14 protein-coding genes and 1 pseudogene are annotated in these 20,940 nt (G+C 66.0%); 10 read left to right on the top strand and 5 right to left on the bottom strand.

What is annotated here, in order from left to right; translation table 11 throughout:
• Positions 1–9: 9 nt before the first annotated feature.
• The 4 genes from dapB to rpsO all read right to left on the bottom strand — a co-directional run bounded on the left by dapB (position 10) and on the right by rpsO (position 4,975).
• Positions 10–762 carry a 4-hydroxy-tetrahydrodipicolinate reductase gene (gene dapB, locus C1703_RS29350; protein WP_114255646.1) on the bottom strand — a complete coding sequence of 251 codons (753 nt, stop codon included), beginning with the start codon at positions 760–762 and terminating at the stop codon, positions 10–12.
• A gap of 29 nt (positions 763–791) precedes the next feature.
• Positions 792–2,171, bottom strand: coding sequence for a pitrilysin family protein (locus C1703_RS29345; protein WP_114255645.1), 1,380 nt, complete (start codon positions 2,169–2,171; stop codon positions 792–794).
• On the bottom strand, positions 2,168–4,384 hold the full coding sequence (locus tag C1703_RS29340) for a polyribonucleotide nucleotidyltransferase (RefSeq protein ID WP_114255644.1): 2,217 nt from the start codon (positions 4,382–4,384) through the stop codon (positions 2,168–2,170). The genes C1703_RS29345 and C1703_RS29340 overlap by 4 nt, the downstream gene beginning before the upstream one ends.
• A 303-nt stretch (positions 4,385–4,687) precedes the next feature.
• A complete protein-coding gene (gene rpsO / locus C1703_RS29335) occupies positions 4,688–4,975 on the bottom strand; it encodes a 30S ribosomal protein S15 (RefSeq protein WP_031118350.1) in 288 nt (95 codons plus the stop codon).
• A 268-nt stretch (positions 4,976–5,243) separates the two neighbouring features.
• Here rpsO and C1703_RS29330 point away from each other — a divergent pair, with 268 nt between their 5' ends.
• Positions 5,244–5,537: a DUF397 domain-containing protein gene (locus tag C1703_RS29330; protein WP_114255643.1), complete on the top strand. Its 294-nt coding sequence runs from the start codon at positions 5,244–5,246 to the stop codon at positions 5,535–5,537.
• A gap of 193 nt (positions 5,538–5,730) precedes the next feature.
• Here C1703_RS29330 and eccD read toward each other — a convergent pair whose 3' ends face one another.
• A complete protein-coding gene (eccD, locus tag C1703_RS29325; protein WP_232840623.1) occupies positions 5,731–7,242 on the bottom strand; it encodes a type VII secretion integral membrane protein EccD in 1,512 nt (503 codons plus the stop codon).
• 313 nt (positions 7,243–7,555) lie between these two features.
• Here eccD and eccCa point away from each other — a divergent pair, with 313 nt between their 5' ends.
• The 9 genes and pseudogenes from eccCa to C1703_RS29290 all read left to right on the top strand — a co-directional run bounded on the left by eccCa (position 7,556) and on the right by C1703_RS29290 (position 20,898).
• On the top strand, positions 7,556–11,527 hold the full coding sequence (gene eccCa, locus C1703_RS29320) for a type VII secretion protein EccCa (protein ID WP_198678462.1): 3,972 nt from the start codon (positions 7,556–7,558) through the stop codon (positions 11,525–11,527).
• Between the two features lie 194 nt (positions 11,528–11,721).
• Positions 11,722–12,180, top strand: coding sequence for a hypothetical protein (locus C1703_RS29315; RefSeq protein WP_114255641.1), 459 nt, complete (start codon positions 11,722–11,724; stop codon positions 12,178–12,180).
• 4 nt (positions 12,181–12,184) lie between these two features.
• Positions 12,185–14,485, top strand: coding sequence for a DUF6571 family protein (locus tag C1703_RS29310; protein ID WP_114255640.1), 2,301 nt, complete (start codon positions 12,185–12,187; stop codon positions 14,483–14,485).
• A gap of 4 nt (positions 14,486–14,489) precedes the next feature.
• Positions 14,490–15,197, top strand: coding sequence for a hypothetical protein (locus tag C1703_RS39110; protein WP_157993183.1), 708 nt, complete (start codon positions 14,490–14,492; stop codon positions 15,195–15,197).
• Between the two features lie 219 nt (positions 15,198–15,416).
• Positions 15,417–16,385: a hypothetical protein gene (locus C1703_RS39105; RefSeq protein ID WP_157993182.1), complete on the top strand. Its 969-nt coding sequence runs from the start codon at positions 15,417–15,419 to the stop codon at positions 16,383–16,385.
• A 411-nt stretch (positions 16,386–16,796) separates the two neighbouring features.
• Positions 16,797–17,594: pseudogene (locus C1703_RS29305) on the top strand (FtsK/SpoIIIE domain-containing protein); the annotation flags it as partial.
• 20 nt (positions 17,595–17,614) lie between these two features.
• Positions 17,615–17,845, top strand: coding sequence for a hypothetical protein (locus tag C1703_RS29300; protein WP_157993181.1), 231 nt, complete (start codon positions 17,615–17,617; stop codon positions 17,843–17,845).
• Positions 17,846–18,091: 246 nt separating this feature from the next.
• A complete protein-coding gene (locus tag C1703_RS29295) occupies positions 18,092–18,607 on the top strand; it encodes a hypothetical protein (RefSeq protein ID WP_114255638.1) in 516 nt (171 codons plus the stop codon).
• Entirely contained in the window at positions 18,607–20,898 is a 2,292-nt protein-coding gene (locus C1703_RS29290) for a hypothetical protein (RefSeq protein ID WP_114255637.1), read from the top strand. Before C1703_RS29295 ends, C1703_RS29290 begins: the two co-directional genes overlap by 1 nt.
• Positions 20,899–20,940: the final 42 nt, after the last annotated feature.

The following is a 20,940-nucleotide window of genomic DNA, read 5'->3' as shown; positions in this document are numbered from 1 at the left end:
GTCAGGGGCTCAGTTCAGGTCCAGGAAGTGTTCCAGGCCGAAGGTCAGGCCCGGGGTGCTCACCACGCGGCGGGCGCCGAGCAGGATGCCCGGCATGAAGCTGCTGTGGTGGAGCGAGTCGTGCCGGACCGTCAGGGTCTCGCCCTCGCCGCCGAGCAGGACCTCCTGGTGGGCGAGGAGTCCGCGCAGCCGGACCGCGTGGACCGGGACGCCGTCGACGTCGGCACCGCGGGCGCCGTCGAGGGCGGTGGCCGTGGCGTCGGGGGCCGGGGCGGTGCCGGCGGCGCGGCGGGCCTCGGCGATGAGCTGCGCGGTGCGCGTGGCGGTGCCGGAGGGGGCGTCCACCTTGTTCGGGTGGTGCAGCTCGACGACCTCGACGGACTCGAAGTAGGGGGCGGCGATCTGCGCGAACTTCATGGTGAGGACGGCCCCGATGGAGAAGTTCGGCGCGATGAGCACGCCCGTCTCCGGGGACTTCGCCAGCCAGCCGTTCAGCTGCGCGAGGCGCTCCTCGGTCCAGCCGGTGGTGCCGACGACCGCGTGGATGCCGTGGCCGACGCAGAAATCGAGGTTGGCCATGACCGAGTCGGGCGTGGTCAGCTCGACCGCGACCTGGGCGCCTGCCTCGGTCAGCGTCTCCAGCTGGTCGCCCCGGCCGAGGGCGGCGACCAGCTCCATGTCCTCGGCGGCTTCGACGGCCCGGACGGCTTCGGAGCCGATCCGGCCCTTGGCGCCGAGGACCGCCACGCGCAGCTTGCTCATCTCTTGTGCTTCCTTCACCAGGGGGATTGTCAGGCGACGGCGTCGTGCAGGCGGGCCGCCTGTTTGTCCTTCAGCGGGCCGATGACCGACAGGGAGGGCCGCCGTCCCAGGATCTCGCGGGCGACCGAGCGGACGTCGTCCGGGGTGACCGAGGCTATCCGGGACAGCATGTCGTCGACGGACATCTGCTCGCCCCAGCACAGCTCGCTCTTGCCGATACGGTTCATCAGCGCGCCGGTGTCCTCCAGGCCGAGGACCGTGGAGCCCTGGAGCTGGCCGATCGCGCGCCCGATCTCGTCGTCCGAGAGGCCGTGCGCGGCGACGTGGTCCAGCTCGTCGCGGCAGATCTTCAGCACGTCGTGCACCTGGGAGGGCCGGCAGCCCGCGTACACGCCGAACAGGCCGCAGTCGGCGAAGCCGGAGGTGTACGAGTAGACGCTGTAGGCCAGGCCGCGCTTCTCCCGGACCTCCTGGAAGAGGCGGGAGGACATGCCGCCGCCGAGGGCGGTGTTCAGCACGCCGAGGGCCCAGCGGCGCTCGTCGGTGCGGGACAGGCCGGGCATGCCGAGCACGACATGGGCCTGCTCGGTCTTGCGGTCGATCAGCTCGACGCGGCCCGCGGTGCGCAGGGCGCGCTTGCCGTCGCGCGGGGCGACGGGCTCGGCGGTGAGGTCCTTGAAGGCGCCGGCCTTCTCGAAGGCGGCGCGGACCTGCCTCACGACCTTGCCGTGGTCGATGTTGCCGGCGCAGGCGACGACCAGGTGAGTCGGGTCGTAGTGCTTCTTGTAGAAGCGGCGGATGCGGTCGGCGGTGAGGGAGTTGACCGTGTCGACCGTGCCGAGGACGGGGCGGCCGAGGGGGTTGTCGCCGAACATCGTGTGTGCGAAGAGGTCGTGCACGCAGTCGCCCGGGTCGTCCTCGGTCATGGCGATCTCTTCGAGGATGGCGCCGCGCTCGACGTCGACGTCCTCCTCGAGGATGAGCGAGCCGGTCAGCATGTCGCAGACGACGTCGATGGCGAGCGGCAGGTCGCTGTCGAGCACGCGTGCGTAGTAGCACGTGTACTCCTTCGCCGTGAACGCGTTCATCTCGCCGCCGACGGCGTCGATGGCGGAGGAGATGTCCAGGGCGGACCTGCGGTGCGTGCCCTTGAAGAGCAGGTGCTCCAGGTAGTGCGTGGCGCCGTTCAGCGCGGGCGTCTCGTCACGGGAGCCGACGTGCGCCCAGATGCCGAAGGTCGCGGAGCGGACCGAGGGCAGGGTCTCGGTGACGATGCGCAGGCCGCCCGGGAGGGTGGTCTTGCGGACCGTGCCGATGCCGTTCTGGCCCTTGATGAGGGTTTGGGTACGGGCGACGGCCCGCGCCTCGGAGGAGGTGCGGGCCGTCGCCTTGGAGCTGCTCGACGTCACTTGTCGGTGTCGTCCTTCGTCTCATCGTTGTCTTCGCCCTCGATGACCGGGATCAGGGAGAGCTTGCCGCGGGAGTCGATCTCGGCGATCTCGACCTGGACCTTGGCGCCCACACCGAGGACGTCCTCGACGTTCTCCACGCGCTTGCCGCCGGCCAGCTTGCGGATCTGCGAGATGTGCAGCAGACCGTCCTTGCCGGGGAGCAGGGAGACGAACGCGCCGAAGGTGGTCGTCTTCACGACCGTACCGAGGTAGCGCTCGCCGACCTCGGGCATCGTCGGGTTGGCGATGCCGTTGATCGTGGCGCGGGCGGCCTCGGCGGCGGGGCCGTCGGCGGCACCGATGTAGATCGTGCCGTCGTCCTCGATGGTGATCTCGGCGCCCGTGTCCTCCTGGATCTGGTTGATCATCTTGCCCTTGGGGCCGATGACCTCGCCGATCTTGTCCACGGGGATCTTGACGGTGATGATCCGCGGGGCGTTCGGGGACATCTCGTCCGGCGTGTCGATCGCTTCCATCATCACGTCGAGGATGTGGAGGCGGGCGTCACGGGCCTGCTTGAGGGCAGCGCCGAGGACGGAGGCGGGGATGCCGTCCAGCTTGGTGTCGAGCTGGAGGGCGGTGACGAACTCCTTGGTGCCGGCGACCTTGAAGTCCATGTCGCCGAAGGCGTCCTCCGCACCGAGGATGTCGGTGAGGGTGACGTAGTGCGTCTCGCCCTCGATCTCCTGGGAGATCAGGCCCATGGCGATACCGGCGACCGGGGCCTTCAGGGGCACACCGGCGTTCAGCAGCGACATGGTGGAGGCGCAGACCGAGCCCATCGACGTCGAGCCGTTGGAGCTGAGCGCCTCGGAGACCTGGCGGATCGCGTAGGGGAACTCCTCGCGCGTCGGCAGGACCGGGATCAGGGCGCGCTCGGCGAGGGCGCCGTGGCCGATCTCGCGGCGCTTGGGGGAGCCGACGCGGCCGGTCTCGCCGGTGGAGTACGGCGGGAAGTTGTAGTTGTGCATGTAGCGCTTGCGCGTCACCGGCGACAGCGTGTCCAGCTGCTGCTCCATGCGGAGCATGTTCAGCGTGGTGACACCGAGGATCTGGGTCTCGCCACGCTCGAACACGGCGGAGCCGTGGACGCGCGGGATGGCCTCGACCTCGGCGGCGAGCGTACGGATGTCCGTCAGCCCGCGGCCGTCGATGCGCTTCTTCTCCTTGATCACGCGCTCGCGGACCAGCTGCTTGGTGAGCGAGCGGTACGCGGCGGAGATCTCCTTCTCGCGGCCCTCGAACTCCGGCAGGAGCTTCTCGGCGGCGAGCTGCTTGACGCGGTCCAGCTCGGCCTCGCGCTCCTGCTTGCCGGCGATGGTGAGCGCCTGGGCGAGCTCGGGCTTGACGGCGGCCGTCAGCGCCTCCAGGACGTCGTCCTGGTAGTCGAGGAAGATCGGGAACTCGCCGGTGGGCTTGGCGGCCTTGGACGCGAGGTCGGCCTGGGCCTTGCAGAGGACCTTGATGAAGGGCTTCGCGGCCTCGAGACCGGCGGCGACGACCTCCTCGGTGGGGGCCTCGGCGCCGCCCTTGACCAGCTGGATCGTCTTCTCGGTGGCCTCGGCCTCGACCATCATGATCGCGACGTCGCCGTCCTCCAGGGTGCGGCCCGCGACGACCATGTCGAAGACGGCGTCCTCGAGCTCGGTGTGCGTCGGGAAGGCCACCCACTGGCCGTTGATCAGCGCGACGCGGACGCCGCCGATCGGGCCGGAGAAGGGCAGGCCGGCCAGTTGCGTGGACGCGGAGGCGGCGTTGATCGCCACGACGTCGTACAGGTGGTCGGGGTTGAGCGCCATGATCGTGGCCACGACCTGGATCTCGTTGCGCAGGCCCTTCTTGAAGGACGGGCGCAGCGGGCGGTCGATCAGGCGGCAGGTGAGGATCGCGTCCTCGGAGGGACGGCCCTCGCGGCGGAAGAAGCTGCCGGGGATCTTGCCGGCGGCGTACATCCGCTCCTCGACGTCCACCGTGAGCGGGAAGAAGTCGAGCTGGTCCTTGGGGTTCTTGGAGGCGGTGGTGGCCGACAGCACCATGGTGTCGTCGTCCAGGTACGCCACGGCGGAGCCGGCGGCCTGCTTGGCCAGGCGGCCCGTCTCGAAGCGGATGGTGCGGGTGCCGAAGGCGCCGTTGTCGATGACGGCCTCGGCGTAGTGGGTCTCGTTCTCCACTAGCGTTTTCTCCTCGTCTTCGTCCCGGCTGCCCGTGTGGCAGGGGGACGGTTGCGGAGATGCGCGCCGTGCTGTGCGGGCCGGTCTTCGATCGAAGCACCCGGGGCTCGCTTCCCCCGGGGGCCACTACCGAGGACCGGCGGCGGCTTGGAGCGCCTCTCCTCTTCTTGTCGTGCTGTGTCGTCCGTATTGCGTTGTGCTACCACACTACAAAGGGGTGGTGACACTCCGCACGTACAGTCCCGTGCGTACAGCAAAGGGAGCGGTCCCGTTTCTCCCGGGAACCGCTCCCTTCACGGCGTCTTACTTGGCGCCCGCCGCACCGCGGCGGATGCCGAGGCGGTCGACCAGCGTACGGAAGCGCTGGATGTCCTTCTTCGCCAGGTACTGGAGAAGGCGGCGACGCTGACCCACCAGGATCAGCAGGCCACGGCGGGAGTGGTGGTCGTGCTTGTGGGTCTTGAGGTGCTCGGTCAGGTCGGAGATCCGACGCGACAGCAGAGCGACCTGGACCTCGGGGGAGCCGGTGTCACCCTCCTTGGTACCGAACTCGGCCATGATCTGCTTCTTCGTAGCGGCGTCGAGCGACACGCGTACTCCTCATAATCTGTGGATAGCCACCGAGTGCCCCCGGTCTGCTTCTCGGGGGAGCTTCCCTGACTCGGAAGGCGGGGATCCGCTGGGCGCGGCCTCCAGAGCGATCGGCTCCGGGGGTGCGTACACAAACGGCCGTCGACCAGGGTACCAGGTGGTCGGGGGCGTCTTTGCCCTGGTCCCCGAACCTCCCGGGCGGGGCGGGGGCGGCCACTAGGGTGGGCGGGCTCGGATCGTTCATATGTCGGGAAGGGGTCGCTGCGAGATGGCGGAGACGGCTGAGGAGATCAAGGCACGCAAGGAGCGGGAGCGGGACGAGCTCTACGCCCTCGACATCTCCGGTGTCGAGTGGCACTGCGCGCCGGGCACCGAGGAGCACGAGGAGCGGGTCGAGATCGCGTACCTGCCCGAGGGGGCGGTGGCCATGCGGTCCTCGCTGGACCCGGAGACGGTGCTGCGCTACACGGAGGCGGAGTGGCGGGCGTTCGTGCTGGGGGCGCGGGACGGGGAGTTCGATCTGGAGCCGGCGCCCCGCAATGGAGGGCTTGCCCCGGAGTGACGGGTGGGTAGCGGAAGGCCTGACCGGGTCGACTGGCACTCGTCGCTGACCAGTGACGAGTGCCGGTCGAATCCGGGCAGGGCTCCGCGTCGTGGCGGTCGACGGCGTGTCCGACTGAGCGGGAAACGGGTCCCGCGGCAGCCCGGCGCCTGCGGCCGCCGCCACCCGCTGGGCGAAGGAAGCGGGTCGGGACTCAGCCGGTCATCGAGCGGACCGTCGCGTACACGTCGAACACAGCCAGGGTCAGCGGCACCAGGGTCAGCAGCACGAAGCCCTCGGCGATCTCGAGGAAGCGTCCCCAGAACGGGGTGAGGCCGCCGCGCGAGACGATCAGGCCGATCGCCGTGACGAGCGCGGCCGTCGCGGCGATCGCCGCGACGAGCCAGATGGTCCGGATGTCGAGGTCGGTGCGGTCGCCCGTGAGGGCCTCGCGGACCATCGAGTGCGGCGGATTGAGCGCCAGCCCGAGGCCGAGCAGTACGAGAGAGGCGAGACCGGCGGCCAGGACGGGGGCCACCTGGGCGGTGTACCGGAAGAGGTGGGCGCGCATCAGCAGGGCCAGGCCGGTCGTGAGGGCGAGGAGCTGGGCCCAGACGTTCGAGGAGAACCCGAGGACCGCCGATGAGTTCACGGCGATCAGCGCGCAGCCGCCCACCAGGCCGACCAGGAGTTCGTGTCCGCGCCGCGCCTGGGCGGTGACCCGCTCGGCGTCGACCGGCTCGTGGGGGGTGGGGTCGGTGTCGTACGCGCTGCGCGGGGCCGTGTTCGGGATGTCGAAGCCGATCGGGAGCCGGGCGAAGCGCATCGACAGCCCCGGCAGGAAGGCCAGGCCTCCGACGGCGATCGGGGCGCACAGCGCGGCGGTCTCGGAAGGCGTCCAGTCGGCGAGGATCGCCGCGAACACGGCTAGCAGGCCGATGGCGGAGGCCACGACGAAGCTGACGAACGGGCCGTCCCCACTCGGCGAGCACAGGGTGAGCACGACCGAGGCCAGCAGCACCGCCGCGCAGGCGAGAAGGAACTGGAGCTTGCCGATCCCCTGCCCGTCGGCGAGCGGCAGAAGACCCGAGCCGGCCACGCCGACGTTGGGGAGGGCGCCGAGACCCAAGGCGATGGCCGAGGCCCGGTCGTCGTAGACCCGGGCGCGCACGCAGGCGAGGACGACCAGGAGGACACCGGCGACGCCGGCGAGGATGCCGGGCAGGCTGTTCATGTCGTGGAGCGGGTCGCCCGTCCAAGCGACGAAGGCGAGCAGAGCCGGCAGTACACCTCCCCCGACGAGGCCCGCCGCACGCGTCAAGTCACCGTTCCACAAGGTGCGTTCGCTGGTCACGGCGGAGGCGACCGCTTCGGAGACGTCGTCGAAGACGGCGGGTGGCAGCGACTCGGAGAACGGGCGCAGCGCGAGGAGTTCGCCGTCGAGGACGCGCTGGGCGGCGAAGGAGCGGGCGCTGTCGAGGACGGTGCCGTCCCGGCGGACCAGGTGGTAGCCGACGGGTGCGCCCTCGGCAGGACGCTGCTGGGAGAGCCTGAGGATCTCCGGATAGATGTCGGCGACCGGGATGTCGTCGGGCAGCGCCACGTCGATCCGGCTGTCGGGCGCGACGATGGTGACGCGGCAGAAACCGAGACCCGTGCCCGCCCCAGCGGGAGTTCCCGTACCGGGTCCCCCTCCGGTTGCTGCCGCGGAGGCCGTCATGCTCACCTGCTGCTCCCCCTCAGTGATGATTCCGTACCAACGGGATGGAAGTCCTACGCGTATTCCCCGTCCCCTGTGACCGACCGTGCGGCGAGGTCGTGGGAACAGTGCCTTCGTGCCGTCGCCGGGGGTTCCGCAACTCGCCGGATCGCGCGCTATGCCCCCATTGCTCCGGCTCAACTCGTGTGTGCCGATGCGAACTCCGGAACCCTATCGCCCCCTTGTCCCCACTGAGGTCAGTAGGATCACGCGGCGGCCTGCGTCCGCCTGACACGGGGCGGCGGACGGACTCTCGGGCCGGCCGAGGGAATGGATGACAGTGAGCCACATCGTCGTGAAGCGCCCGCCTCGGGTGCTGCCGTCCGAAGTGCCCACACAGGAGATCGTTCTGCAGCCTCCGCCCGAGCTGCCGCGGGGACACCGGGAGAGCGTGCTGATGCAACTCCTGCCCACGTTGGGCATGGGTGGCTCGGTGGTCTTCTTCTTCACGAGCGGGCAGCCGTTCATGAGGATCATGGGCATGATCATGATTGCCTCGACGATCGCCATGTCCGTCGCGATGGTGATCCGCTTCCGCCGCGGCTCGCAGGGGGAGTTGGCGGACATGCGCCGCGACTACCTGAGCTACCTGGCGCAGGTCCGGCGCACGGTCGTCGACACGGCGAGGACACAGCGCGACGTGCAGTACTTCCTCCACCCCTCCCCCGAACAGCTGTGGGCCCTGGTCGCCGAGGGCAGCCGAGTGTGGGAACGACGCCCCGGTGACGAGGACTTCGCGCAGGTCCGCATCGGTCTCGGCGCGCAGGCCCTCGCCAGCGCCCTCGTCGCCCCCGAGACCGCCCCCGTCACGCAGCTGGAGCCGCTGACCGCGGGTGCGATGCAGCGCTTCCTCGCCGTCCACAGCACCCTGGACGACCTGCCCATGGCGGTTTCGCTGCGGGCGTTCTACCACGTCACGATCAGCGGCGATCCGCAGTCCGTACGGTCCTCCGTACGGGCCATGACCGGCTCGCTGGCGGCGCTGCACTCTCCGGAGGATCTGCTCATCGTGGTGGCGGCGGGCCGCGAGGCCCTGCCCCACTGGGAGTGGGCCAAGTGGCTGCCGCACGTCCAGGCGCCCGGTGCCGTGGACGGAGCGGGCAGCCGCAGGCTGATCAACAGCGACAGCCGCGAGCTGGAGAACCTGCTCGCCACCCGGCTGACCGGACGCCCGCGCTTCCACCCGAACGCGGCACCCCTGCCGGAGGAGCCCCACATCGTCGTCGTACTCGACGGTCTCTCCCTGCCGCCGGACTCGGTCCTGGCCAACCCTGAAGGGCTCCACGGCGTCACCGTCCTCGAGGTGGTTCCCGGCGATCTGACCGCGGGCGGCGGCGAGCTCTCCATCGTCGTACAGCCCGAGGCGCTTCACCTGGAGTCGGGGCAGGGTGTCGTCTACGAGGGAACTCCGGACGTCCTCTCGTACGAGTCCGCCGAGGCCTTGGCCCGGCAGTTGGCCCCGCTGCGGATGGCGTCGGGCGGGGACGACGACGAACCGCTGCTCGCCAACCTGGAGTTCACCGACCTGCTGAACCTCGGTGACGCGGCGTCGATCGACACCCAGCGCACGTGGCGGCCGCGTTCGCTGGCCGAACGGCTGCGGGTGCCGATCGGTGTCGGCGAGGACGGCCGCCCCGTGATGCTCGACCTCAAGGAGGCCGCGCAGGAGGGCATGGGTCCACACGGCCTGTGCGTGGGCGCCACCGGCTCCGGCAAGTCGGAGCTGCTGCGCACTCTGGTACTGGGCCTGGCGGTCACCCATTCGTCGGAGACGCTCAACTTCGTCCTGGCGGACTTCAAGGGCGGCGCGACCTTCGCCGGTATGGCGCGGATGCCGCACGTGGCGGCCGTCATCACCAACCTCGCGGACGACCTCACCCTGGTCGACCGCATGGGCGACTCCATCCGCGGCGAACTCAACCGCCGCCAGGAGATGCTGCGGGACGCGGGCAACTACGCCAACATCCACGACTACGAGAAGGCCCGCGCGGCTGGTGCGGCCCTGCAGCCCATTCCGTCACTGGTCCTGGTCATCGACGAGTTCAGTGAGCTGCTGACGGCGAAGCCCGACTTCATCGAGATGTTCGTGCAGATCGGCCGCATCGGCCGGTCGCTCGGCGTGCACCTGCTGCTCGCGTCGCAGCGACTGGAGGAGGGCCGTCTGCGCGGCCTGGAGACCTACCTGTCGTACCGAGTCGGTCTGCGTACCTTCTCCGCCGCGGAGTCCCGCGCGGCGATCGGCGTACCGGACGCCTATGAGCTGCCGAACGTCCCGGGCTCCGGCCTTCTGAAGTTCGGTACGGGCGAGATGGTGCGTTTCAAGGCGGCGTACGTCTCCGGCGTGTACCGCTCGGGCCCGCAGCGGGCGACGCTGGGCGGCGGCCCGCTGCCGGTGGACCGGCGTCCGGTGCTGTTCACGGCGGCCGAGGTGCCGGTGCGGTACGTGGCTGTGCCGCGACAGCGCCCTTCCGCTTCGGACGGTCCGGAGATCGACGACGCGCTCGCCGACACCGTGCTCGACGTGATCGTGCGCCGGCTGGAGGCGCAGGGTCCGGCGGCTCACCAGGTATGGCTGCCGCCGCTGGACAGCCCGCCGCCGCTCGACGGGCTCCTGCCCGGCCTCACGGCGGTGCAGGGCCGCGGCCTCACACAGCCGGGCTACGAGGGTGCCGGCCGCCTGATCGTACCGGCGGGCCTGGTGGACAAGCCGTACGAACAGCGCCGCGACCCGCTCTGGGTCGACTTCTCCGGCGCGGCCGGCCACATGCAGATCATCGGCGGCCCGCAGTCCGGCAAGTCGACGCTGCTGCGCACCCTGATCTCGGCGTTCGCGCTCACGCACACGCCGCACGAAGTGCAGTTCTACGGCCTCGACTTCGGAGGTGGCGGCATGGCGGCAGTGGCCGGACTGCCGCACGTGGGCGGGGTCGCCTCGCGCTTGGATCCGGAGCGGGTGCGGCGCACGGTGGCCGAGGTGTACGGCGTGCTGACCCGCCGCGAGGAGTACTTCCGCTCCGCGGGCATCGCGTCGATCGCGGACTTCCGGGCCAGGCGGGCCCGGGGCGAGATCTCGGTCACGGATCAGCCCTGGGGCGACGTGTTCCTGGTCATCGACGGCTGGGGCAACTTCCGCGCGGAATACGAGGCGATGGACCAGGTGATCCACGACATCGCCGCGCGGGGTCTCGGTTACGGCGTCCACCTGATCCTGACGGCCTCACGCTCGATGGAGGTCAGGGCCAACCTCAAGGACCACCTGATGAACCGCCTGGAGCTGCGGCTCGGCGACACGATGGATTCCGAGCTGGACCGCAAGGTGGCCGCGAACGTCCCGGCGGGTGTGCCCGGCCGCGGACAGGCGCCACAGAAACTGCACTTCATGGCGGCGGTGCCGCGCATCGACGGTCTGACCTCCGACACGGACCTGGCGGACGCCACGGCGGCCCTCGCCACCGAGGTCGCCCGGCACTGGCAGGCCCCCGGCGCCCCCGAAGTCCGCCTGCTTCCCCGCGAGTTCCCGGCCGACCAACTACCTCCGGGCGATCGCTTCCCGCGCCGAGGCGTCGCCTTCGCCCTCGACGAGGACAACCTTGAACCGGTCTTCGTCGACTTCGAGCAGGACCCGTTCTTCCTCGTCTTCGGCGAAAGCGAATCGGGCAAGTCGAACCTGCTGCGGCTGCTGATCAAGCAGGTGACGCAAAGGTACTCGGGCGACGAGGCCAAGTTGTTCGTCATCGACAACCGGCGCTCGCTGCTGGACGTGACACCCTCGTCCCACCTCGCCGAGTACATCCCCATGTCCAACTCCATGGACCACCACATGGTCGCCCTGGCCGACCTGATGAAGCGCCGCACACCGACAGCCGACGTCACCGCCCAGCAGCTGCGGGACCGGAGCTGGTGGCGCGGGCCCACGGTGTACGTCGTCATCGACGACTACGACCTCGTGGCCACGTCGAGCGGGAACCCACTGGCGGGACTGACGGAACTCTTGCCGTTCGCCCGGGATGTCGGGGTGCGATTCATCATCGCGCGGTCGACAGCCGGTGCGGGGCGGGCGTCTTACGAGGCGTTCATGCAGCGGGTGAAGGAACTGGGAGCGCAGGGGGTTGTGCTGGCCGGTGATCCGAGTGAGGGGGATCTGCTGGGCGGGGTTCGGCCGCGGCCCATGCCTGCGGGGCGGGGGGTCTTTGTGTCTCGGCGGAGGGGGAAGTCGTTGGTGCAGACGGGGTTGATGCCGGACAACATGTAACCGGGTCAGGTGATAGGCGCCCAGGCCTGATGGCTCCACTGCGGCCAGCCCCGCGGCGGCAACTTGTGGAGAGTTTGGTGAGATCCGTGAACTCTCTTGAACCGAGTTCACGGGGTCTGGCGAGTTGGTATCTGGTCGGACACGCTCCAGTCCGCAAGGCGGGCTTCACGGAGATACGGGGAAGGGGACCACGCATGGCGTGGGATGAGTGGGAGCAGCTCAAGGCTGAGGCTGCGAGCAAACAATCGGCCCACATGCAGCTCAATCACGTGCCCGCGGACCCGAACAGCGGTACGGGCACCAGGGATGCATGGGGCGACCTCAGAGTCAGCCAGAAGGACCTATCGGCCATCGGTAAAGCTGCGCATGATCTGTTCGAGGATTTCGGACGCTACAGCGACCACGCCCGCGTCTCCTCCCTGGCTGCCGCGGGCGGGCTTCAGAGCGAGGGCTTCGCCTTGGGCGGTGCGCTCAGTCACGTCGCTGAGCGCTGGGTGGACCAAGCACGGTCTCTTCTGGATGCCTGTGCGCACATCTCCAATCATCTGCGCTACACCAAGAATCAGCACGCCGCCGACGAGACATACATCTCCACCATTATCAGCAGCATCTCCACCCTGGACGAAAGCTTCGACGAGCGGAAGGGCGGCTGAGCCGATGGATCTCGACGCACTCCGCTTCGGAAATTTGTCCAAACTCGGTCAGGCAATCACCGACTGGGAGCAGATGACAAAGCATCTCGCGAACCTCAAGGAGGACGCGGAACGCAACCTCAAGGCCAGGGCTGACAAGGCCAACTGGGCAGGCGACAACGCGACGGTCACCCGTGAGTTCGTCGATAAGACCGCCGGCGAGTTCACCGACGCCCACACACAGGCCGACTCCATCACCAAGATCCTCAAAGACACTCATGACGAACTAGTCAGCTACCGCACACAACTCACGGACGCCATCGAGCGAGGTGTCAAGAAAAACCTCACGGTGATGGACACGGGCAACGGCACGTTCACTGTCACGATGAACGTCCACCCCGACCGCGCTGCCAAGGACACTCATGTCCCCGAGCACACGCAGCAGGAAGTGCACAATTTCCGGGACGAGATCCAGCGGATCCTCACGAAGGCCACAGCATCCGACAACAGCGCGGCCGAGGTACTCAAACTCCTCGTGGACCAGGCGAAGCACGGATTCTCTGGTGCCAGTTACAAGGACCGGGACTCAGCAGCGGAGACAGTCAAGGCTGCCAAAAACATGGCCGACATCATGAGAAAGGACCCCCATGAGCTCACCAGTACTGAGCTCAATCAACTCAACGAGAATCTGGCCAAGTACGGGAAGGATCCGCTCTTCGCCGAGAGGCTCACTACTGATGTAGGGGCCAAGAAAACTCTGGAGTTCTACGCCGGTGTCGCCGACCCGTACCAAGGCTACAGTCGCAACCCGAAGATGTGGGACCAAGCCAAGCAGCTACAGAAGAACCTTGGCATAACGCTCGGCACTGCCACTCTCTCCGACAGTGAGGCCATGGCGAGATGGGAGAGGAAGATAATCCAGCTCGGTCCCGACCGACTTGGCATCGACGACGCTAACGATCCTAGTGGCTTTGCAGTCATGAGCAACCTCATGCGGTTCGGCGATTACGACGACCAGTTCCTGAATGATTACGGCGAGAAGCTCATCTCCTTCGACAAGGAACGCAACGTAAAGGACATGAGCCCCTGGATCAACAACTGGAACCAGGGTGATCTCAACTTCTGGGACAAGAACGACCGTGGTCGTGACCCGATGAACGGCTTCCTCCAGGCGCTCGGCCACAACCCCGATGCCGCAACACGCTTCTTCGCTCAGCCCGAAGGAACGGGAGGCGGCGTCAACAAGAACTCCGAGCTCCACGACCACCTCAGGTACCTGGTCAAGGAGCGGATCTGGCTGCCCGATCCCACCCTCGACGGGGAACGAGACTTCATCGCAGGCCACGACGCCCTGGGGCATGCTCTAGAGGCAGCGACGACCGGATACGCCTATGACGCCGCTCCCATGTCGGGCAGGGACCCCATGGTCCCCGGGAGCGCAGACCACCGCACTGCTGCCACCGCCGGCGTCATGGAGCAAGTCGCCTACCTCTATGGCAGCGAGGATGGCCCCAAGCTGCTGCACCGCCAGTCTGAGCTGGCAGACAGCCTAGGAAAGATGGGGGCTGCTTATATCGATGACATCGACTACAGCCTCTCGGGACTAGGTGATCACGCAAAGGACGACGGCAACTTCCCCGCCAAATACCCGGGGCGCGCTGATTTCGGGAACCAGGGCGCCATCAATTTCCTCAGCGTGTTGGGCCAGAACGAGACCTCGCACGGCGTCGTCACCTCGGCTCAGCATCTGTACACATTGAGCATGCTCGATGCCAATCCGCCCACAAACGACCAAAATATCGATCACGCCCGAGACGCCCTGTCGGCCGAAGCTGAAGCTCGAGGGATTCTGGACAACTCTCGCGTCCAGCAAGCAGAAACAACTTACGGAGCCAACGCCGAGGAAGCCAACAAGTCACTCGGCAGATCAACAGAGTGGATCAAGTTCGGCGTAGGAGCCGTCGTAGGTGGCGGCGTCGCTTGTATTCCGGTTCCAGGAGCGGCAGGTGCTGGAGTGGCAATTGCCCCCATTGCAGCAGAAACGGCAGGGGAAGCGCTCAGCACCTTCATTGGGCAACAAATCGACAAGGGGGCAGACAGTGCAGAGCAGGATCCTCGAGAGCAAGCTCAGGTGACAAGCGCACTATTTTACGACAAGGGTTTCGAGACCATCGGAACCAGTTACGAAACATATTTCAAAGCTCACCCAAATGCCGCGGAAGTGGCAGACGAACAGAACTGGAAGGAAGAGATCAAGGCAGGATACCTTGGAACAGGTTCGCATCAGAATGACTACCGCGGGCGCCCCGCCTACAAGGAAGACTGACACAGTGAACCAGATGCCACCTCTCGGAAATCAAGTCGGCCAAAAAAATAAGATCCTTTTGTGGACGCTTTCTAGTGCTTTGACTATCGCAGCACTGTCCGGTTGCAGTAAGGACACCACCTCGGAAGCAGACGGGGTCCCCGCCACTCAAGTCTGTGCATCAACTCTCAATACATCAGCGGCAGCTGCGCTGAAAAGGATTTCAGGAGGAACGGATAAATTCGCAGAGCTTGAGGGGCGGAACACCGCCGACGGCGCCTCACAAAAGAAGTTCTCACTAAGCAGTGCAGTCGAGGGACTTCATGGCACCGCCTCCGAACGAAACCAGTGCACCATCTACACAGTTGGCGACAAGAGCGCGCACCCCTTGATCGAGGTTGACTTCGAAGTGGCTACCAGCCACCCAGATAAACGCACAGCCTTGCAGAGAGACTCACCGAAGACAACCGTTTACTCGATTGGCGCTTACGCGGCCACGAATGCTAACTTCGGGGCATCTCTTTTCTTCGCTTGCCCGACAAAGGGTCCCGAGGGAACCAAGCCATACGTGAAAGCGAGTATGTACAGCTCGGGCGATCAATTCAAAGAGGAGGAGACAAGCAAGGACAGGATGATCATACTGAACTCCATCTCGCGTCGACTCGCAGATAAACTGGGGTGCGCTAAGGATGCGAATCTACCTATCAAGGTCCCAGCCCCTATGACGGAGTAGTCGCGATCGTGGAGCCGACATTCACGCGCGGCCGACGCATAGTCGGAATATAGCAATGATGGAAGCGGCTCCCGGCTAAAGAAACCTACGCTGATCACCGTGGCTGCGCTCGCACTTGTAGCCGGAGGATTCTTTGGTTATTTGGAGATTTTCACTAAGGGACTCGACCGGTTGCCGGAACGGCAATAAGCCAGCGCCGCCGATCGAAGCAAGTGAAGAGTGTTCTTCCAGACGCGCGATCAGCTAACGATCGAGGCGAGAGCGACGGGGTGGGCAAAAACTCACCTTCTTCTGCCGCGTGCTGACGAGCGCCGACCACATCGTTTTAGGCGAGGAACAGCGACCAGCACGGTGCTGGAGGCGGTCTTTAAAGACGCCGAAGGTCACGCAGTGAGCGATGCCCAGACGACGGGTGGACAATTCTGGAATGAAGGCCAGGTAAGAAATGGGGCGATCGCAGAAGACGGAGCGCGGGTCGCAGCGAATAAACATCATTCAATAGACGTTGACGATGCCGGAATGAATGCGCGCCAGTCCGCACAGCAGGGCTATCCTAATGCTCAAGCAATTGCCGAAGGGCAAGCTCCCGGAAGTCTGATCCAGATTCTGATCACTTCGGCCCGACAAAGGATTTTGATGAAAACCGACCGAACGACTCACCGGAAGTCAGGCCTGATTTCGACAGCCGCATTCACAACCCTCACCTTTACGATTACGGGATGCGGTGGCGACGAGCAGCAACGCGAGTACACGATTCCGGGCAACCTGTGCGGAACTGCCGTCGACAGCGACACCCTTACCCCCTTCCTTCCAGCAGGACGGAGGATCACCGTTAGGGATAAATCCTACTCTGGAGTCAAGGGATGTCAGGTCATTGTAGATAACCAGTTGATTTTCACCGCTACTCAGATATGGCTGGAAGAAGGAAATACGACAGCCTTCGTTGCGGCCAGACAATCCCTCGACACGCCCGACCATTCCGCAGAGGCGGGCAGGTTTCGATACTCCGGATACGAGGCCTTCGGGAAGACCCGCGGCTGCATTGATGCTAAATACAAGCAAGAGTTGTATACCATCATGCAAGCATCGGGCTCAAAGCACAGGGACGCCGAAGCCGTGAAACGTCTGATCATCTCATACACCAAGGAAGTCGAGAAATCATCCGAATGCACGGAAGGCGCCTTGTAGCGAAGCAGTCACCCTTTTCGGCTGGTGACAGCACACACAAATGGCCTCGACCGGGCTGAGGTCGGGCGCGTAGGGCGTCAGTGGCAAGGCAGTGTGCCAGTCGCGGTCGGCGATAGCGGCGCATTTCGGCGGTGAGGTTGGTGTTGAGGTTCTCCAACACGATCGGGCCGCCAAGCTGCTGGTGAGTGGTTCCGAGTAGGTGGCAATAGCCCTTCCAGAACCAGCTCTTGCGCCGATCGGGCCGGGCGTTCGGCAGGGCCGGTACCTCAGCCGCGGATATTCGCCGGTCTTGCAGCAGGCCAAGGCGGCCACCGATAAGTGGCGGCCGGATCCCCTGGGGTGTCGCTGCGGCGGAACCAGGTGCGGGAGGTCGGCGGCGTCATCGAGAGGACAGCTTCGTCCGCCACCGTGGTCGCCCGGCACTGGCAGGCCCCCGGCGCCCCCGAAGTCCGCCTGCTTCCCCGCGAGTTCCCGGCCGACCAACTACCTCCGGGCGATCGCTTCCCGCGCCGAGGCGTCGCCTTCGCCCTCGACGAGGACAACCTGGAACCGGTCTTCGTCGACTTCGAGCAGGACCCGTTCTTCCTCGTCTTCGGCGAAAGCGAGTCGGGCAAGTCGAACCTGCTGCGGCTGCTGATCAAGCAGGTGACGCAACGGTACTCGGGCGACGAGGCCAAGTTGTTCGTCATCGACAACCGGCGCTCGCTGCTGGACGTGACACCCTCGTCCCACCTCGCCGAGTACATCCCCATGTCCAACTCCATGGACCACCACATGGTCGCCCTGGCCGACCTGATGAAGCGCCGCACACCGACAGCCGACGTCACCGCCCAGCAGCTGCGGGACCGGAGCTGGTGGCGCGGGCCCACGGTGTACGTCGTCATCGACGACTACGACCTCGTGGCCACGTCGAGCGGGAACCCACTGGCGGGACTGACGGAACTCTTGCCGTTCGCCCGGGATGTGGGGGTGCGATTCATCATCGCGCGGTCGACCGCGGGTGCGGGACGGGCGTCGTATGAGGCGTTCATGCAGCGAGTGAAGGAGCTGGGCGCGCAGGGTGTGGTGCTGGCCGGCGACCCCGGCGAGGGCGACCTGCTCGGTGGGGTTCGGCCGCGGCCCATGCCTGCGGGGCGGGGGGTCTTCGTGTCTCGGCGGCGGGGGAAGCCGTTGGTGCAGATCGGTCTCGCACAGGAAGGCGACCTCTGATGGTCGGGGTAGGAATCTTCATGCTTCTGCTCGCCCTCTGGCTCGGCGGGATGGGCCTGGTCGACCAGAAGGCGCTCTGGTGGCGTTTCCAGGCACGCCGTTTCAGTGATCCAGAAGCGAACGAACCGTCAGAGGCGGGGTACAGAGCCCGACGGATTCTCCTGCTCTCGCTCGCGGCGCTGATGGTGGTGATGGCGGTGTGGTGGTTCACCAGCATTGACTACTTCGAGTCGGGTGGGCTTGAGGATTGAGGGGGACGGGTAGCGCCTCCCAGGGCGCCGACCAGCAGGCGCTGTGCTGGTGATCCAGGCGCGTCAGTCCGGGATCCTGAAGCGAACGAGTCGTCGGGCTCGGCGTATCGGTCGAAACGGATCCTGGCGTTCGTCTGGGCTGGCGACTCGTTTTGAACTGGGTCACGGACATGGCCTGGTACTGGTTCGGCAGAATGGTCCGTCCATCGGACGGGTTTACGGGGACACGGGGAAGGGGTCCGCGCGATGGCGTGGGATGAATGGGAGCAGCTGAAGTCGCAGGCAGCTCAGGACGGCTCGACCCGGATACAACTGAACCAGCTGGACCCCGGCAACGGCGGTCGGCCCGCGCCGGATCCGAGCCAGTACGGCGATCTGAAGGTCAGCCAGAGGGATCTGGCGAAGATCGGCCAGAACGCCTTCGACCTGTACGACGACCTGTGGAACAAGGGGCGCAGAGCGGTCCCCACCACCGAGAGCGCCGCCGGAGCCCTGAGCAAGGGCGGCTTCGCCCTCGGCAGCGCGCTCCAGCACGTTGCGCTCCGCTGGGACCAGCAGCTGTCCTCCCTCCGGGACGTGTGCGCACACATCTCGAACCACATGAGGGTCACCAAGAACCTGCATGCCGATGACGACGACTACATCCGCCGACAGATGAGCAGCATCGACCTGCTGGACGCGGGCTTCGACGAGCGTGTCGGTCCTCCCGGCGAGCAGAACTCGGTCTACGGCAAACCGGATGACAAGAAGGGCAAGAACTAATGGATCTCGACGCCCTTCGGAATGCCGACTTCAGCTTGCTCGACGATGCCGTCGACGACTGGTCGACGATGGTCAAGGACCTGGAGGCCCTGAAGGAGGAAGCCGAGAAGGGCCTCAGAGGCACCGCCAATAAGGCCGAATGGGCGGGTTACAACGCCGACGTCTCCAAGGAATTCATCGGTAAGACGACCGAGGAGTTCAAGGACGCACATGGCCAGGCCGACTCCATCTACAAGATCCTCAGGGATACCCGGGACGAGCTGAAGGGCTACAAGGGGCAGCTCGTCGACGCCATCGAACGCGGCCGTCAGAAGAAGCTGACGGTGATCGGTTACGAAGGCGGCTTCACCGTCACGACGGATATCCCGCCGGAAGGCCGCGCACAGGAGGACAAGGACAACAAGGGCGAGATCACCGCGCTTCGAGACGAGCTCCAGAAGATCCTCGACAAGGCCACCGAGAGCGACAAGACAGCCAGCACGGTTCTCATGGCCATTGCCGACCAGAGCAGGCTGGGCTTCTCGGACGCCGACTACAACAGCCGGGACGAGGCGGCCGACGCGATCAAGAAAGCCGACGAGCTGGCCAGGCTGGCGAAGAAGAAGCCCGAGGACCTCACCCCTGCGGAGTTCGACCGGCTCAACAAGGGGCTGAAGGACTACGCGGACGACGAACTGTTCGCGGAACGCTTCGCCACGAGCCTCGGACCGAACGGGACGCTCAACTTCTGGACCGGTGTCAACGATCCGAACAGCGCTTGGGAACTGGGCCATAAACGGTCGGACAAGTTCGACGACCTGCAGAAGAACCTCAGTCTCACGCTTGCTACGGCATCACAGAGCGACAGCGCCGACATGTCGGACTGGAAGTACAGAATGACCGACCTGGCCGACAAGCCCGTGGGCCGCAACGGCGGTTTCCCCCTCGGGGCGCAGGTCATGACCAACCTGATGCGGTTCGGAAATTACGACGACCGATTCCTCGCCGACTACGGCGACAAGCTGATCGAGACGGAGAAGAAGTTCACGGACAACGGCCGCCACGGGGCGTGGACCCGTACGGGTGGCGACCCACTCCTCAACCGCACCGGTACCGACTCGGGCTGGGACCCGATGACTGGTTACCTCAAGGGGCTGTCCAATAACCCGGATGCGGCGACGGAGTTCTTCAACGGCACCTTCGTCACGAAGGACGAGGACCATGACTTCACGCACGACACTGACGGTGACGGGAAGGAGGGGAAGCGGACTCTCAGCAACTTCGACTACCTGTTCGAGGAGCGCGACTGGCCGCAGGACACGGACGACAAGGGCGAGGACAGCATCGCCGGAAGGAACAACTTGGCGTTGGCGTTGGAGGCGGCTACTACGGGGCATCCGGCGGGAGAGATTCCTACGGCGGACACCCCGCCGCACAATGCCGAGCAGGCCAGGCTTATGGAGAACCTGGTGGCGTCGATCTCGGAGGATCCCGGGCGACTGACCGATAACGGGTACATGTCCGACAGCATGGGCCAGATCGCTTCTGAGTACCTGGCCGACATCAACCGTGCTACGGCCGACGCCCCGGAAGGCAATGACAGCGTGGCCCGCCTCTTCCCAATCTCCGGGGTGCCTGCTGAAATGCAGCACGTTGACGTCACCCGCTTCCTTGTCGCCGTCGGACAGGACCCGGAAGGCTACGCCGCTATCGAAGTCAGCCAAAAGACATACATGGCCAGACTCATGGACTACCACCTCAACCCAGATCTCCCGGCGGACCATCGCTACGACCAGAGCGCCGAGGCCACGGTGAAGGAGATCGCGCGCAGGTCGGGTGAGATCGGCGGCACGCTCGCACTCGGACGAAATGAGGCTGTTCTGGGGCCGGCAAAGGAAGCCGATGGCGACTTCGAAAACGCCGTGAATCAAAAGAAGAACTTTACCGCGGGCACCATCGGCACACTCGTCGGCGTGGGTACGTCCTTTATCGCTTCCCCCGCAGTCGGCGCCGGCATCGGCGGGGCCGCAGGCACCGCCACCAGCATGGTGCTGGAGCAATTCTATAAGGATTCCGATCCCGAGTTCACCAAGGAACTCGGGAGGGACATCGGCGAGCGCTGGGAGAACTCCAAAGATGCCAACACGGCGATGGCTCACAACGCAGCTGTGGCGGCGGCCAAGGCCCACAACACAGCGTACGTCGACAGCGTGGACGAGTGGGCGCGCATCGGCACCACAGACGGCTTCGACGACGCCTCCACTGCAGGCCACCAGATGGCGAGGGACCTTGAAATAGAGATTCCTGACTGACCAGGCCCTGGAACTGACCCGCCCGCCAGCCCCCAAGTAGCA

The organism is Streptomyces sp. Go-475 (assembly GCF_003330845.1).
Classification (GTDB): Bacteria; Actinomycetota; Actinomycetes; order Streptomycetales; family Streptomycetaceae; genus Streptomyces.
This window is presented reverse-complemented; position numbering and strand designations above follow the sequence as displayed.